This window comes from Microbacterium sp. SA156 (assembly GCF_049065455.1).
Classification (GTDB): domain Bacteria; phylum Actinomycetota; class Actinomycetes; order Actinomycetales; family Microbacteriaceae; genus Microbacterium; species Microbacterium barkeri.
Genome location: NZ_JBAKGU010000010.1, coordinates 46,696 through 61,186, shown reverse-complemented (window position 1 = coordinate 61,186; position 14,491 = coordinate 46,696). Strand labels below are relative to the sequence as shown.

The following is a 14,491-nucleotide window of genomic DNA, read 5'->3' as shown; positions in this document are numbered from 1 at the left end:
CGCGACCTTACCAAGAGTTCAGGAGAGCACTCAGTCGAGTCGAATGTCAGAGCCCCTGGCTAACGTGAACAGTAGGAATTGATGGGGGTAGTCGATGGATGCGACTCCGATTGCAGTCTCGCGACTCGGCAAGAACGACTCGCGCGAAGCGCAGAACACACGTGCGGTGAAGTGGCTTCTTGCGCAGCCGGGCGGATCTGTGGTGATCGTGACGCCGCGGCGGGCTGTTGAGAGCGAGAGCCTGAAGCGGCTGATTGCGCAGCCGAACGTGCATCACCACGCCTGGCGCGGATTTCACGGAGGAGACTTCGACGGTCAGCGAGTGCTCTACGCCTGGCCTGATCGTCAGCATCTGAACGACCTGTGGAACGCCGATGCCGACGCGATCGTCGTCATCGAATGGGGCGTCGAGGAGACAGCCGAGTGGATCGAGGACGTGAAACCGATCCAGCTGCTCCCAGGCGAGACGATCGCCCCGTCGCCGCGCTCGGAGATCGCTCTCGAGCCGTTGCCGAATGGCGTTGACCGCATCCTCGAGTACGTCGCCGACATGGCCGCCGGATACTCGTCGGGCCTGAAGTGGAACGAAGAGGACAAGCTCAAGGCCGACATGATGAACCGGCCCGAGCGCTGGGCCTCGATTACCGTCGACCAGGTGCGAGCCAAGTGCCGGGCACTCGGAATGCGCGGAGACGACGTCGACACCATCGCAGGGTTCCTGCAACGCCGGAAGGAAGGCCGACGGTTCAATGTGCGGTCGTCCTATCGCACGTTCCACTTCAACTGATTCGAGCGGACGGCCGCGGACGTCGACGCTACTCTGCGGACGAATCGTCAGCCAACCACGATTCGTCGAAGTCGTGAAAGATGTCGTCCGCAGACAAGGTGTCGTTGACCGGGTCGGGGAGGACCTCAGGAACGAACGCCCTGTCGTCGGGGTGGTGGTAGATCCGCTCTCGTGCCCCGAATGCGGTTGAGAGATTGATCGCGCGCTCGTCGCGGGTCGACCCGGTCCGAACGAGGTCGAATGCGCCGGCAGCTACCTCGTCGACGTGGCGGCCCGCGTTGATGAACGGTTCGGGAGACGACATCACGAGCGCGGTACGCCGACTGAGCGGGAACGTGAACCCGCGTGCGGTCATCAGTCCCATGCGCATGTGGGGTGGCATTGAGGGATCGGGGACCAGCGAGACGGGGGAATCCGACGTGATGAGGCCACGGCGGGCGAATCGAACGAGTGCCCAGGGCCGTCCCGTGATGTAGCGGATGAGGCGGGGCAGCAGGTATCCGATCTGACCGGCGTGGCTGGCAGGGGATACCGTCGCATCGATCGCACCTGCTGCCTGCAGCTCTTCGAGTTGGCGCGCAGCGTCTTCCGAGCTGAGTTGCTCCCCTTTCTCCGCCGCGAGTGTCTGGAGCCATTCGGGACGCGCCGTGTCGACGAGGAGGCGTGCGACTGCAATGGCGGTGTTCCGCATCTGCTGGCGTTGCGTCGGCTCTCGGAGCATCTGCAGAGTGATGAGGGTGGCGAGTGTCTCCCGGTCGTCAACGTGCAGCGGCCAGACTCCGTCGTCGACCACCTTGCGGAGCACAGTCGCGGCTTCTGCTTCCACGCGGCCCATCGCCCGTTCGAACACATCCGATCCATCTGGGTGGCCGGCGACGGTGTAGAAGTTGTTCTGCACGGTCGCGTCCGACACGTTCTGCAGGAACCGGGGGTCGCCGGGGAGTTGGACGACACCGATCTGGCGCTGTCGGGCGAAGCCATCCAGATAGAACCGTGGAACCACATGGTGCCTGGTCGAGGGCTTTCGGCCGGCATTCGAAGTCTGCTGTGTCATCCGTGATCAGCACTCATGAATGCTTCTCAAGCAGAACGCGCAATCGGGTGGCGCCCTTGTCGGAAACCCCTTGCGACATGACGTATGCGGCCGCTTCGTCGGGGGTGAGCCGACCGGCCTCGATGTGTGTGGCGAGGCGGCTTCGTGCATGCGCCTTCTCGTGTGAGCCGCTCCAGCCGTTGTTGCCGCCGAAGAAGACCGCTCGGTCGAGATCAGCGACGACATCGGCGGGCAGACTGATAGCGCTGGTAGAACCATCAAGCAGGTTGAGCGCGCCGGCGCCCGCGGCCCATTCGGAGAGGGGGAAGCTGACGCTCTCGACGACCGCGAGCGAGTAGCCATGCGCCAAGTCGAGCGCGAACCGAAGCGATCTCGCATCTGGCACGTAGGCGAGGGCGGGCCCCGGTGCAAACCGCTGCTTTCCCTGCGGCGTGGCTTGACCGCCGCGACGGGCGATGTCGCCGAGGCATCGTATGCCGACCGCGTTCTGGAACGTGTTCGTGACGAGCAGCGGCGGCACATCCTCGATTTCACTTCGGGCCCAAATCCATTCGGCGGCCAATTCGGCTGCCTCTTCCCAAGGGCGTTTGGGGTCATCGTCGGGCACCCAGGCGGCGGCCTGCAAGAAGGTCGTCGGATGTAGCTCAGGCACGAACGCCTCCAATGCGAAGAGAGTGATGGCCACGTTGATCCTGCCACGGGGCACCGACACGCCATCCGATCACCGCCGCGTCGTGCCGGTCTGCGTCAGTTGAAGATGGTCGAATAGAAGGATGACGGGAAAAGTTCGGCGAGTCATTCTTCGGCAACTCGCTGCCGGTGACAGCAGTCGATTTGGACGTCCGTACTTGCCGTCAGCTGTACGAAGAGAAGCCGGCTGCAGCGAGACCGAAGTGTGGGAAGCGCTGTGGTCGCTCGTCGCCGACGGACTGGTGTACCTCGACACCGCCGGTCAAAGCTCGGGAACCGACAACTGGCAATGGCGGCTCTCCGCAGACGGACGAAGGATTGCGGAGGGCGGCACCTGGGAACCACGTGATCCGGATGGATACCTCGATCGGGTTCGGCGGGAGATTCCCGACCTTGATGAGCTCGTCGAGCTCTATCTGACGGAGGCGCTGCAATCGTTCAACGCCCGTTGCTATCTGGCCACATCGGTCATGCTCGGTGTCGCCGCCGAGCGCGCATTCCTCGTCATGGCGACGGCATTCGCTGCATCCACGATCTCGGGTGCGCCGGCCATGGCGAAGGAACTGGATCGCCCGAGAAGCAACTACTTCGCACTGTGGACCGAATTCCGTAAGCGCGTCGAACCCGCACGCGGCAGCCTGCCTGACGGCCTAGCTGATCCGCTCACACTGGATGCCATCGCCGACCTGATCAGACTCACCCGCAACGAAGTGGGGCATCCGACGGGGAGGAAGATCGATGAGGACACCGCGCGCGTGCACCTGACGATCGCCCCGATGTACCTCCGCAAGATGCAGTCGCTGACGCACTTCTTCACCGTCTCGACGACGGCGGTGCACGCATGAGCCAACTACCGATCGCCGTTCACGTGGGCTCTGAACCGCCATCCATGTGGGACGAGATCGAGGCTCGCCAACGAGCGGCCGGAGACGACGCCGGAGCGTGGCTCCGGGACAAGCGACGCCCCACGATCGCGCGCAACGACGTCGATTGGACGTCATCCAGAATCGAACCGCGCTGGGTGGGCTTCGACACCGCTGACTGCGTTGCGGCGCTGCAACCGAGCATCTACCACAACCAGGGGGCGGACGAGTTCGACCGATTCCGCGAAGGAGCTGCCAGCCGCGGTGAGCTCGCAATCGTCATCAGCCCCATCGGATCGACCGGGGAGACGGACTACCCCCGCAACCTCTTCTCCTCGCACGATGACTCGCTCTCACTCGGACGCGTCGAATCCAACATCAGCAGCCGCCCCCTCGGTCTTGGCGCAAAGGTCCGCGCGGCGGCCGACCTCGACGACATCGATCACCTGCTCGCGTTGCGCATGCTCAGCCTCAAGCCGGCGCCGAAGTGGCGCGCGCTCGAACTCGAAGGGCAAACCTGGGAACAACACGACGGACGTGTGTCCTTCCCACCACAAGGCGAGCTTGCGTCGATCGTCGAAACCGAGCTCGGCGAGCCCGTCGTCGCCGTCTGGACCTCCCCTGACAGTGTCGAGCGCCGCTACATCGTGCCCGTGGAGACACCGTGGGCACCGCTCCTGAACTGGCTCGTCGAACAGGCCCTCCCTGAACTCGTCCCCGGCACGATGCTGCGCGCACGGCGGAATCTCGGTGCAGACCCCGCCTTGATGACGACCCGAGAGCAGCAGGCACGGGCTGCGCTTGCTCAACTCGATGCCGAGTACCGTGCGAGCAGGACACGGCTTGTCGAAGAGCTCGAGACAGCCGAAGCCGCGGCGATCAGCGTCCGCGACGGCCTGCTGTATGGGAGCGGACAGCGACTTGCAGACACGGCACGTATCGTCCTCGAAGCAGCCGACATCACGGTCACCGATGTTGACGAGCTCCTTGGCGATACGAAGAACGCCGACCTGTTGTGCAGCTTCCAAGGGTGCGCTCGCCTGGTCGAGGTCAAATCATCCGCGGGGAGCGCACCAGAGCGCGCCTACGAGGATCTGATGCGTCACCTCCGCGAATGGCCGCACCTCCCGGGATCGACTCCCGTCGATGGGGGTGCACTGATCATCAACCACCAGCACCGCCTCATCCCTCAGGAACGTCAAGCACGCCCGTATACACGCCCCGAGTTCGTCGCCGCACAATCTGAACCCGTGATCACTGCGCTCGAACTTTTCAATGCGTGGCGTTCGGAGGACTGGGCCACCGTACGCCGTCTCGTCTTTGGGGAGGCTCACTCCGCACGAGCGCTCGAAGCCGACGCCGCCTCAGATGGTCTTGCGCTCGACATTCCCCGGAATCACGGTCGAGAGTAAGAGAAGGGCGAAGTTGGACAGAAATGCCTTCATCAGCGTGGACTACTGACGAAGTTTGGCTACTTCGCGCACAGCCTCAACGCCTACGGGCGGCATGGCCAGCCCTGCCCGCGCTGCGGCGGAGCGATCCGCCGTGAGGCATTCATGAACCGCTCGAGTCACTACTGCCCGAGGTGCCAGCGGCCGCGCTGAGCAGTGAAGGACATCGCTGAACACCTCGCAGAATTAAGCAAATTCGCTTAATTGTGGCTCTGGTTCAGTGATATGCTTCACGGATGGCGGTGGCAGTGATCGCGGACATCATCTCCTCGCGCGCATCGACGTCGAGAGACGCCGTGCAGCGCGAGATCGAGAACGCGGCCGTCGAGGTGGATCGAACATACCCCTGGGCCCTGCAGAAGTGGTACCCGACCGTGGGAGACGAGTTCCAGGCCGCCTTCCGCACGATCGATGACGCCCTGCTGTCGACGCTCTACCTGCAGCTCGCGCTGCCCGACAACGTCGGCTGCCGGTTCGGCATCGGGCTCGGGGGCATCGTCACCGTCGAGTCGAAGCTCGCCGACCGCATCCAGGACGGCCCCGGATGGTGGGCGGCACGCGACGCCGTCAACCGGGCGCACGAGATCGAGCGGTCGCAGCTGTCCGCCGTGCGCTCGTGGTTCCTCGTCGACCCCGACTCGTCTGCGCACGATCGCGCGATGGAGGGGCCGATCAACGCCTACCTCGTCGCGCGCGACAGCCTCATCGCCGACATCTCGCCGCGCGGACGCCGTGCCGTCTTCCTGCAGTGGTGCGGGTACCCGCAGAAGGAGATCGCCCGCATCGAGGGGGTGTCGCCGTCGGCGATCTCGCAGCTGCTCAACAAGCCGTCGGCGCAGGCTCTCCGCCTCGGCACGGAGGCCCTCGAGCTCGGCGTGCGGCCGCGGCGCGTCCACTGACTCAGCGGTCGACCGCCGCCGCAAGCGCGAGCGCGTCCGCGGCGACCTGCGCCGACGAGTCGGCGTCGCGCAGCCACAGGGGCACGGCTCGCGCGGCGATCCCCGCACGCTCGAGCGGCGCGACCTCAGCGGCGTCGGATGTGTCGACGAGCCAGCCGTCGAGCAGGCCTCCGTCGGTGCGCGGGCCGTAGTGACGCGCGACTGCCCCGGCCGACGTGTCGACCCCGATCGCCGCGAGGCAGGCATCGGCCATGCCGCGCACGACGGCGCCCGCGATGATCCCGGACACCCCGACGACGGGAGCTCGCGCCGCGCGCACCGCGTCGCGCATCCCGGGGACCGCGAGCACGGGGCCGATCGACACGACGGGGTTCGACGGCGCGAGGAGGATGGCATCCGCCTCCGCGATCGCCTCGAGCGCTCCCGCGGTCGGCACCGCCGCGGCGATCCCGGCCTGCTCGAACCCGACCGCCGGGAGGCCGGCGCGGTGCCGGACCCACCACTCCTGGAAGTGCATCCGGCGGCCATCCTCCGTGCGCACGTGCGTGTCGATCTCGCTGTCGGTCGCGGGATGAAGCCGCACGCCGAGATCCCAGCGCTGCGCGAGCCGCTGGAAGACCTCGGACACGCTCGCGCCCTCGCGCAGCCAGGCCGTCCGCGCGATGTGGGTCCCGAGGTCGAGATCGCCCAGCGTGAACCACTCGGGAGCGGCGCCCCACGCGGCGAGCTCCGCGGCCACGCGCTCGGTCTCGCCGGCGCGGCCCCAGCCGCGCTCGGCGTCGTTCACGCCGGCGAGCGCGTAGAGCAGGCTGTCGTGATCGGGGGAGATCCGCAGCCCCGACACCCACCAGTCGTCGGCCGTGTTGACGACGACGTCGATCCGGTCGTCGCCGCCCGTCCGCCGGACGTGCTCGCGGAGACCCTTCACGAAGCGGGCGCACCCGACGCCGCCTCCGATGACCGTGTAGCGCACCTGACCACGCTACCCGCGAGCGGATGGCCCGGGCGCGCACCCGGGCCATCCGCGTCACGAGAGGGTCTTCTCCCAGGCCGCCGCGTAGGACGCCGGACGGAACCCGACCGCCTCGTTGACGTCGAGCATGAACCGGTTCTCCTCCGCGTTGAACGTCGACACGCACGGCGACTCCGGAACGGCCTCGTGCCAGCGCCGCAGCCCCACGCACTTCACGATGGCGCCGAGGCGACGCCCGCGGTGCTCGGGCATGACGAGTGTTCCCCACTGGGACGTCGGCCGGGTGCGGTCGGCGCCGATCTGCAGCTCGTTGAACGCCGCGACCTCGCCCGTGGGCGCATGCACGACGAGCGTGACGCCCAGAAGCTGCCCGGCCGCGGCGAGGCGCGCGTCACGCGCGCGGACCCGCTCGGCGTCCCATGCCGACTCCTCGGTGACCATCTCGCCCGCGGGCACGTCGGTGCTCATCCGCGCGATGGCGCGGGCGTAGCCCTCGGCGTGCTCGTCGGGGGTCGCGCCGGTCCACCACACCACCCGGTACTCCGGCCCGGCCTTCTCGAGCGCCGCCTCGAGCAGGCGATCGACCGCATCGTAGGGCCCCTGCAGATCGAAGACGCTGTTGCGCTCGACCTGGCTGAGCGCGAATCCCGCGCGCAGCATGCGCTGCGCAGACGCGTCCTCGGCGGGGATGGCGCCGGCACCCGTCGGCGGGACGAGCTGCTCCCCTTCGACGCCGGCGCGGTGGATGGTCCACCCCTGGAGGACGGAGCGCCCCTGCGCCGCCGCGATCTCCTCGAGCGCCGAGAGGAGCGCGTCCCCTGCCGCGTCGTGCCCGTCGGCGACCTCGACGTCGATCTCGGCGGTGCGCTGCTTCGAGCGCTCGGCGTCGAGCGCGCCCGCTGCGACGATGCGGTCGCCCTCGCGCGCGACGAGCGGCGTGATCACGTGGTAGGTCTGCTCCTGCCAGCGGCTCAGCACGTCGGCCGGGTCGTCGTCGTGGAGGTCGGTGCCCGAGTCGCGCCGCCACGCGGCGTTGCCGAGGCGGACGAACTCGAGGAAGTCGGTCGCGTCGGGCGCGTCGAGGCTCTCGGGGGCCGTCAGGCGGTCGATGCGCAGCGTCATGTCAGCTCCTTGGTCCACTCGCCCGTGTACGCGGCGGGGCGGAAGCCCACGGCCTCGTTCACGTCGAGCATGTAGCGGTTCTCCTCGGCGTTGAACGTCCGGACGACGGGGGAGGTCGGGACGAGCTCGCGCCAGCGGCGCAGGCCGACGCACTTGACGATCGTGCCGAGGCGGCGACCGCGGTGCTCGGGCATGACGAGCGTCCCGTAGTTCTCGGTGGGGGCGGTCCGATCGGCGCCGATCACGAGCTCGTTGTACGCCGCGACCTGCCCCGTCGGCTCGTGGATGACGACCGTCACGGCCATCGTCTGCCCGGCGCGGCGCTTGAGGTCCTCCCGATCGCGGATGCGCTGCGCGTCCCAGGGGTCGGCCTCGACGGGCAGCTCTCCGCTCGGGGCGTCCTCGTCCAGCCGCGAGATGGCGGCCGCGTAGCCCTCGATGTGCTCCTCGGGCGTCGGCGTCTGCCACCACGCGACCCGGTAGTCGGGGCCCGCCTTCGCGACCGCGGCCTCGAGAAGCCGGTCGACGGCCTCGAACGAGCCCTGCAGGTCGAAGACGCTCGCCCGCTCGACCTGGCCGAGCGCGTAGCCGTTGCGCACGAGGAAGCGCGTTTGCCAGGCATCGCGCGGGAGGGATCCGGATCCGGTGGGAGAGGGGAGTCGGTCTCCGCCCGCGTCGGCGGAGGCGAACGCGAAGGCCCGCAGCGACGTGCGCCCGCGCTCGCGCGCGCGGCGCTCGATCTCGGCGAGCAGGGCGTCGGCCTCGTCGTCGTCTCTGCGATCGGGGTGGATCACGATGTCGACGTGCGCCGTGCGCTTCGCAGCGCGCGGGCACGCGAGCCCCGCGAAGCCGACGATCTCCTCGCCGCGTCGCGCGACGATGCCGGACTTGTCGACGTAGGTCGTCTCGCGGAGGCCGACGAGCCACTCCGCCGGGTCCTCGCGGAACAGATCGGTGCCCGAGTCGCTGCGCCACATCGCGTTCGCGGCGCTCGTGAACGCCAGGAACTCGCCCGCGTCGGGCGACTCGACCGATCCGGGAAGGTGCATCGGCGCGAACGCGATCGAGGGGCGACCCGCCGAGCGGGCGGCGGGCCGGCGCCCCGCGGAGTGGGAGGCTCCGCGGGGCGTCGGGTGCGCAGCGGTCGTGCGGGCGCTCATCGCATGCCGCCCAGGCCGTACACGAGGGTGATCCGCTGGATCTGCGCCTCGTGCTCGGCGCGCGCGGCGGCCGCCAGGCGCTGACGCTCGTACCGCGCGCGCGTCTGCTCGGGCGTCTCGGACGGGCGGGTGCTCCACAGGAGCAGCCACAGGCCGATGCGCATCGCGATGCGGTCAGCTGCCGAGGTGCGCGGGGTGCGCTCGGGGATGGCCGAGAGCGCGCGCGGCATGCCGCTCGGTTGCGGGGGATGGGCGGACGGGGACAGGTGAATCGTGTTCACGGTGATTCCTTCGTGGGAGAGAGATGTTCCGGATGGGAACGGGGAGACGACCCCGGGCGATGCCGGGGACGGGTGCGGAGCGCGGGGCGGGAAGCGGCCCGGGTGGCGCTCGGAGGCGGACGCCGGAGGCGGCGCGGAGAGACGGCTGTCGCCTGGTCTCAGGGACGGATGAGCCGCGCGTGCGGGCTCAGGGCAGACCTCTCGCTAGGAGAGTCGGCCTGCGCGGCGGAGTCCGCCTGCGACGATCCCTGCGACCTGACGTCGAGCGAAGCCGACGGGGACGGAAGCCGAGAGCGCGATGCGCGCTGCACCTGGGTTCGTGGTGATATCCATGTCGGCTTCCTCCTCTCGTGCCGGTTCGCTGGGCGGAGCGCCCAGAGGTGATCGTGCGATCACACACGTTACGCAGATGGCGCGGGCCGCGTCAAGCGGATTCCCAGGATTCGTCGCGCCGAGCCGCAGCGCATCGCGTCCCGCACAGGGGCCGTCCGGTACCGTGAGACCTGATTTTCCAGGGCGACGACAGGGAAGGGAGCCGCGCGGATGCACTTGAAGAGCCTCACGCTCAAGGGCTTCAAGTCGTTCGCTCAGCCCACGACGTTCGCGCTCGAGCCGGGGGTCACGGCGATCGTCGGGCCCAACGGCTCCGGGAAGTCGAACGTCGTGGACGCGCTCGCCTGGGTGATGGGCGAGCAGGGCGCCAAGACCCTCCGCGGCGGCAAGATGGAGGACGTCATCTTCGCCGGCACCGCGACCCGCGGCCCTCTCGGCCGCGCCGAGGTGCAGCTCACGATCGACAACTCGGACGGGGCGCTCCCGATCGAGTACAGCGAGGTCACGATCAGCCGCACGCTGTTCCGCAGCGGCCAGAGCGAGTACGCGATCAACGGCGAGTCCTGTCGGCTCCTCGACGTCCAGGAGCTCCTGAGCGACTCCGGACTCGGCCGCGAGATGCACGTGATCGTGGGACAGGGACGCCTCGACACCGTGCTCCAGGCCTCGCCGGAGGAACGCCGCGGCTTCGTCGAGGAGGCGGCCGGCATCCTCAAGCATCGTCGCCGCAAGGAGAAGACGGTCCGCAAGCTCGAGGCCATGGAGCAGAACCTCACGCGTCTGAGCGATCTCGCGGGGGAGATCCGCCGACAGCTCAAGCCGCTCGGCCGCCAGGCCGAGATCGCCCGGGAGGCGCAGACGATCGCGGCGGTCGTGCGCGACGCGAAGGCGCGCCTGTACGCCGACGACGTCGTGCAGCTGCGGCACGCGCTCGCCGATCACGCCAGGGACGAGCACGAGCGCCACACCGAGCGCCTCGCGCTGCAGGAGCAGGCCGACGCCGCGAAGGCCCGGATCGCCGCGCTCGAGCGGGAGCAGAACGCCGAGGCGGTGGATGAGGCGCGTCGCATCCTCTTCGGCCTCGAGCAGGTGCAGGAGCGTCTGCGCGGCCTCTACACCCTCGCGAACCAGCGTCTCGCGCTCCTGGGCGAGCGGGACGACGACGCGGACGCGAAGGTCACGGTGAGCCGCGGCGACATCGACGACGCCCGCGCCGAGATCGTGGAGATCGCCGACGGCGTCGGCGCCGCACAGGACGCGGCGCAGGAGGCCACCCGCCAGGTCGCCGCCGCGCGGGCCGAGCTGGATGCGCTCGACGTCGAGATCGCCGAGCAGAGCGCGCTCGTGTCGGCGCACGACATGCGGATCACGACGCTGCGGGGAGCCGCCGAAGCGGCGCAGCAGACCCTCGCGGCGGTGCGCGGCGGCGTGCTGCGGCAGCAGAACGCGCTCGACGCGGCGGAGCAGCGCCGGCGCGAGGCGGCGGAAGCGTTCGAGGCGCTCGAGGACATCGCCGTCGCCGAGGGCACCGCAGCCGACCTGCAGGCGCGCTACGAGGACGCGCAGCGCGAGGCGGCCGAAGCGGAGGCCGCCGTGGAGGAGCTCCGCGAGGCGCATCGTGCGGCAGAGCGCGAGGCGGACGCGCTCACGGCGAAGGTGTCGGCGCTGGGCAGCGCGCTCGACGTGCAGGGCGGGGCCGCCGAGCTGATCGCCCGCGGCGGCGCCGGCGTGCGCGGGCTCGTCGGCGAGAGCGTGCACGTCGCGGGCGGGTACGAGGCCGCCGTCGCCGCTGTGCTCGGACCGCTCGCGGAGGGGATGCTCGTCGACGACGAGGAGGCCGCCTTCCAGGCCGCGCGCGACGCGGTCGATGTCGGCGTCGTGGACATCGTGATCGCGGGCGGCCGAGCCGGCGACCCCGTCGCCGCGCCGCGGGGCGCGACGCCCGCGCACGCGGTCGTGACGGCGCCGGACGGCGTCCTCGGGCTGCTCGCCCGCGTCGTCATCGTCGATGACCTCGACGCGGCGCGGGAGGTGCTCGCGACCGCCGGCTCGGATGACCTCGGCATCACGGTCGTGACACGCGCCGGCGAGGTGTGCACGGCGCGCACCCTGCGCGCCGGCTCCGGCGGCAGCCGCTCGCGCCTCGAGCTCCAGGCCGAGCGCGACGCCGCGTCCGAACGACTCGCCGAGGTGCAGCGCACGCTCGACGACCTCGGACCGCGACGCGAGGAGGCGGCGGAGCGCCTCCAGGCGGCGCGGCGCGCGACGCGCGAGCGGCTCCAGGAGCTCCGCGAGCACGACGCCCAGCTCGCTCAGCACGCCGAGCACGTGAACCGGGTGACCGTGCGCCACGAGGCCGCGATCGCGGAGTGCGAGCGCCTCGAGGCGGGTCTCGCGCAGGCAGCCGGGGCCGTGTCCGACGCCGAGGCGAAGGCCTCAGAGGCCGCCGCGGAGCTCGAGCGCGCCCTCGAGGAGCCCCGCCCCATCCTCGACGCCTCGGCGCGGGACGGCCTGCTCGCCTCGGTGGAGGCAGCGCGCGAGCGCGAGATGGCCGCTCGCCTCGAGGTGGAGACCCTCCGCGAGCGGGTGCGCGCGGCGGAGGCGCGCGTCGTCGAGCTCGAGCGGCAGCGCGAGCGCGAGCAGGCGGCCGCCGAGCAGGCCGCGCGGCGAGCGGTCATCCGGCGCGCCCAGCGCGAGGTCGCGGAGGGCGTGACCGCCGAGCTCCCGCGGGTGCTCGACTCCGTGGACCGCTCAGCGGCCGAGGCCCGCCTCGCCCTCGCCGAGGCCGAGAGCGCCCGCTCGGCTGTCACGGCCGAGCTGCGCGACCTGCGCCAGCAGGAGGGGCGCCTGCGCGAGCGGCTCTCGGGACTCACCGAGAGCGTGCACGGCATCGAGCTCCAGATCCACGAGAAGAAGCTCCACCTCACGAGCCTCCTCGAGCGCGTCGCGAGCGAGCTTGGCCTCTCCGAGGAGATCCTCGTCGCGGAGTACGGCCCCGACCAGCCCGTGCCGCGCGACATCGGGGATCTCGGCTCCGCGACGGGAGACGACGACGCCGACGAGCCCTCGACCATCCCCTACGACCGGCGCATGCAGGAGCGCCGCCTCCGCGAGGCCGAGCGGAAGCTGTCGCAGCTGGGGCGCGTCAATCCGCTCGCGCTCGAGGAGTTCGCCGCACTCGAGCAGCGGCACCGCTTCCTCACCGAGCAGCTCGACGATCTCGTCCAGACCCGCAAGGACCTCATGACGATCATCGCCGATCTCGACGAGCGCATGCAGACGATCTTCGCCGCGGCCTTCGAGGACACCCGAGCGGCGTTCCAGGAGGTGTTCCCGATCCTCTTCCCCGGCGGCACCGGCAGCATCTCGCTCACGAACCCCGACGACATGCTCACGACCGGCATCGAGGTCACCGTGCGGCCCGTGGGGAAGAAGATCGAGCGGCTGTCCCTGCTGTCGGGCGGCGAGCGGTCGCTCGCGGCGGTCGCGCTCCTCACCGCGATCTTCAAGGCGCGCCCCAGCCCGTTCTACATCCTCGACGAGGTCGAGGCCGCGCTCGACGACGCGAATCTGGGCCGGCTGCTCGGCGTCTTCGAGCAGCTGCGCGCCTCGAGCCAGCTGCTCGTCATCACGCACCAGAAGCGCACCATGGAGATCGCCGACGCGCTCTACGGCGTGTCGATGCGCCAGGACGGCGTCTCGGCGGTCGTCGGCCAGCGCGTCGGCGATCGCGTGGCCTCGTGAACGCGCTCGAGGCGTTCGACGCGATCGCACCGCGGCTGCGCCGCGCCCCCGACGTCGAGGCGCACGACCTCGTCGCGGCAGACGCGAGCGATCGCCTCATCCTGTCCGAGGCCGACGCGGGCGACGCACCCGTCGTCGTCATCGGCGACCGATACGGCGGGCTGTCGCTCCCGCTGCTGCGCGCGCACCCGACCAGGGCCATCCGACTGCACCAGGACGCGATCACCGGCCGCCGCGCGCTCGAGCGCAACGCCCGGGCGCTCGACATCGACCTCGCACCCCTCGCGATGCACGCGCTCGACGCCGACCTCGTGCGCGACGCGCGGGTCGTCCTCGTGCAGCTGCCGCGCGCCCTGGACGCCCTCGACGAGATCGCGGGGCTCATCGCGGCGCATGCCGCGCCCGACGTGCGCGTCGTCGCGGGAGGGCGCATCAAGCACATGACGCTCGGCATGAACGACGTGCTCGCGCGGCACTTCCGCGAGGTGAGGGCGAGCAGGGCGGCGAGCAAGAGCCGCGTCCTGCACGCGGCCGGCCCCGATCCGCGGCGATCGGGCGGCTGGCCGCGCTGCGTCCGCCACGACGACGTCGGCCTCACGGTGTGCGCGCACGGCGCGGCCTTCGCGGGGGCCTCCGTGGACATCGGCACGCGGTTCCTGCTCGGCTTCCTCCCCGACATGCCCGCCGTCCGGGACGCGATCGACCTCGGCTGCGGGACGGGCGTGCTCGCGACCGCGTACGCGCTCGCGCATCCCGATGCCGCGGTCGTCGCGAGCGACCAGTCGGCGGCCGCGGTCGCGTCCGCCCGCGCGACCGCGGCCGCGAACGGCGCCGACCGCATCGCGGTCGTGCAGGACGACGGCCTCGGCTCGCGTGCAGACGCCTCGGCCGACCTCGTCATCCTCAACCCGCCGTTCCACTCCGGAGCCGCCGTGACCGACGCGATCGCACCGCGCCTCTTCGCCGACGCCGCGCGCGTGCTGCGGCCGGGCGGCGAGCTCTGGTGCGTGTGGAACTCGCACCTCGCGTACCGGCCAGCGCTCGAGCGCATCGTCGGCCCCACGCGCCAGGTCGGCCGCAGCACCCGCTTCACGGTCACCGCGTCGACCCGCCGCTGACGGTCGGCCGCCCGCG

12 protein-coding genes and 1 pseudogene are annotated in these 14,491 nt (G+C 70.4%); 7 read left to right on the top strand and 6 right to left on the bottom strand.

Annotated features, from left to right (window positions below):
- The first annotated feature begins 94 nt into the window (after positions 1-94).
- A complete protein-coding gene (locus ACOWU6_RS10835; protein ID WP_421075683.1) occupies positions 95-787 on the top strand; it encodes a hypothetical protein in 693 nt (230 codons plus the stop codon).
- Between the two features lie 28 nt (positions 788-815).
- Here ACOWU6_RS10835 and ACOWU6_RS10830 read toward each other — a convergent pair whose 3' ends face one another.
- Both ACOWU6_RS10830 and ACOWU6_RS10825 read right to left on the bottom strand, forming a co-directional pair.
- The gene (locus ACOWU6_RS10830; RefSeq protein ID WP_421075682.1) at positions 816-1,841 is read right to left on the bottom strand and encodes a DUF4238 domain-containing protein; all 1,026 of its coding nucleotides are present in this window, start codon (positions 1,839-1,841) and stop codon (positions 816-818) included.
- 13 nt (positions 1,842-1,854) lie between these two features.
- Positions 1,855-2,526 (bottom strand): hypothetical protein, encoded by a 672-nt coding sequence (locus ACOWU6_RS10825; protein WP_421075681.1) that lies wholly within the window; start codon positions 2,524-2,526, stop codon positions 1,855-1,857.
- 88 nt (positions 2,527-2,614) lie between these two features.
- On the opposite strand from ACOWU6_RS10825, the gene ACOWU6_RS10820 reads away from it, so the two are divergent.
- The 4 genes and pseudogenes from ACOWU6_RS10820 (at position 2,615) to ACOWU6_RS10805 (ending at position 5,744) form a co-directional block, all read left to right on the top strand.
- Positions 2,615-3,376 (top strand): hypothetical protein, encoded by a 762-nt coding sequence (locus ACOWU6_RS10820; RefSeq protein WP_421075680.1) that lies wholly within the window; start codon positions 2,615-2,617, stop codon positions 3,374-3,376.
- A 44-nt stretch (positions 3,377-3,420) separates the two neighbouring features.
- Positions 3,421-4,806 (top strand): hypothetical protein, encoded by a 1,386-nt coding sequence (locus ACOWU6_RS10815; protein ID WP_421075679.1) that lies wholly within the window; start codon positions 3,421-3,423, stop codon positions 4,804-4,806.
- Positions 4,807-4,863: 57 nt separating this feature from the next.
- A pseudogene (locus ACOWU6_RS10810) lies at positions 4,864-4,998 on the top strand (zinc finger domain-containing protein); the annotation flags it as partial.
- Between the two features lie 83 nt (positions 4,999-5,081).
- Positions 5,082-5,744, top strand: a complete 663-nt coding sequence (locus ACOWU6_RS10805; protein WP_271171689.1) for a SatD family protein — start codon at positions 5,082-5,084, stop codon at positions 5,742-5,744.
- 1 nt (position 5,745) lies between these two features.
- Here ACOWU6_RS10805 and cofD read toward each other — a convergent pair whose 3' ends face one another.
- From cofD to ACOWU6_RS10785, 4 genes are read right to left on the bottom strand one after another with little or no spacing between them, the layout of a single operon-like run.
- The gene (gene cofD / locus ACOWU6_RS10800) at positions 5,746-6,717 is read right to left on the bottom strand and encodes a 2-phospho-L-lactate transferase (RefSeq protein ID WP_271171690.1); all 972 of its coding nucleotides are present in this window, start codon (positions 6,715-6,717) and stop codon (positions 5,746-5,748) included.
- Between the two features lie 54 nt (positions 6,718-6,771).
- A complete protein-coding gene (locus tag ACOWU6_RS10795) occupies positions 6,772-7,839 on the bottom strand; it encodes a GNAT family N-acetyltransferase (protein ID WP_282977583.1) in 1,068 nt (355 codons plus the stop codon).
- Entirely contained in the window at positions 7,836-8,999 is a 1,164-nt protein-coding gene (locus tag ACOWU6_RS10790; protein WP_421075678.1) for a GNAT family N-acetyltransferase, read from the bottom strand. The genes ACOWU6_RS10795 and ACOWU6_RS10790 overlap by 4 nt, the downstream gene beginning before the upstream one ends.
- The gene (locus ACOWU6_RS10785) at positions 8,996-9,280 is read right to left on the bottom strand and encodes a hypothetical protein (protein WP_282977586.1); all 285 of its coding nucleotides are present in this window, start codon (positions 9,278-9,280) and stop codon (positions 8,996-8,998) included. Before ACOWU6_RS10785 ends, ACOWU6_RS10790 begins: the two co-directional genes overlap by 4 nt.
- A 543-nt stretch (positions 9,281-9,823) precedes the next feature.
- Between ACOWU6_RS10785 and smc the strand changes: the two genes are divergently transcribed.
- Together smc and ACOWU6_RS10775 are read left to right on the top strand one after the other, a co-directional pair.
- Positions 9,824-13,357, top strand: a complete 3,534-nt coding sequence (gene smc / locus ACOWU6_RS10780; RefSeq protein WP_421075677.1) for a chromosome segregation protein SMC — start codon at positions 9,824-9,826, stop codon at positions 13,355-13,357.
- A complete protein-coding gene (locus ACOWU6_RS10775; RefSeq protein WP_421075676.1) occupies positions 13,354-14,475 on the top strand; it encodes a class I SAM-dependent methyltransferase in 1,122 nt (373 codons plus the stop codon). Before smc ends, ACOWU6_RS10775 begins: the two co-directional genes overlap by 4 nt.
- Positions 14,476-14,491: the final 16 nt, after the last annotated feature.

Excerpts from the sequence above, each read along its gene's own strand:
- ACOWU6_RS10835 (WP_421075683.1), top strand. The coding sequence starts at position 95 with ATGGATGCGACTCCGATTGCAGTCTCGCGACTCGGCAAGAACGACTCG.
- ACOWU6_RS10830 (WP_421075682.1), bottom strand. The coding sequence starts at position 1,841 with ATGACACAGCAGACTTCGAATGCCGGCCGAAAGCCCTCGACCAGGCAC.
- ACOWU6_RS10820 (WP_421075680.1), top strand. The coding sequence starts at position 2,615 with ATGACGGGAAAAGTTCGGCGAGTCATTCTTCGGCAACTCGCTGCCGGT.
- ACOWU6_RS10815 (WP_421075679.1), top strand. The coding sequence starts at position 3,421 with ATGTGGGACGAGATCGAGGCTCGCCAACGAGCGGCCGGAGACGACGCC.
- ACOWU6_RS10805 (WP_271171689.1), top strand. The coding sequence starts at position 5,082 with ATGGCGGTGGCAGTGATCGCGGACATCATCTCCTCGCGCGCATCGACG.
- ACOWU6_RS10795 (WP_282977583.1), bottom strand. The coding sequence starts at position 7,839 with ATGACGCTGCGCATCGACCGCCTGACGGCCCCCGAGAGCCTCGACGCG.
- ACOWU6_RS10790 (WP_421075678.1), bottom strand. The coding sequence starts at position 8,999 with ATGAGCGCCCGCACGACCGCTGCGCACCCGACGCCCCGCGGAGCCTCC.
- smc (WP_421075677.1), top strand. The coding sequence starts at position 9,824 with ATGCACTTGAAGAGCCTCACGCTCAAGGGCTTCAAGTCGTTCGCTCAG.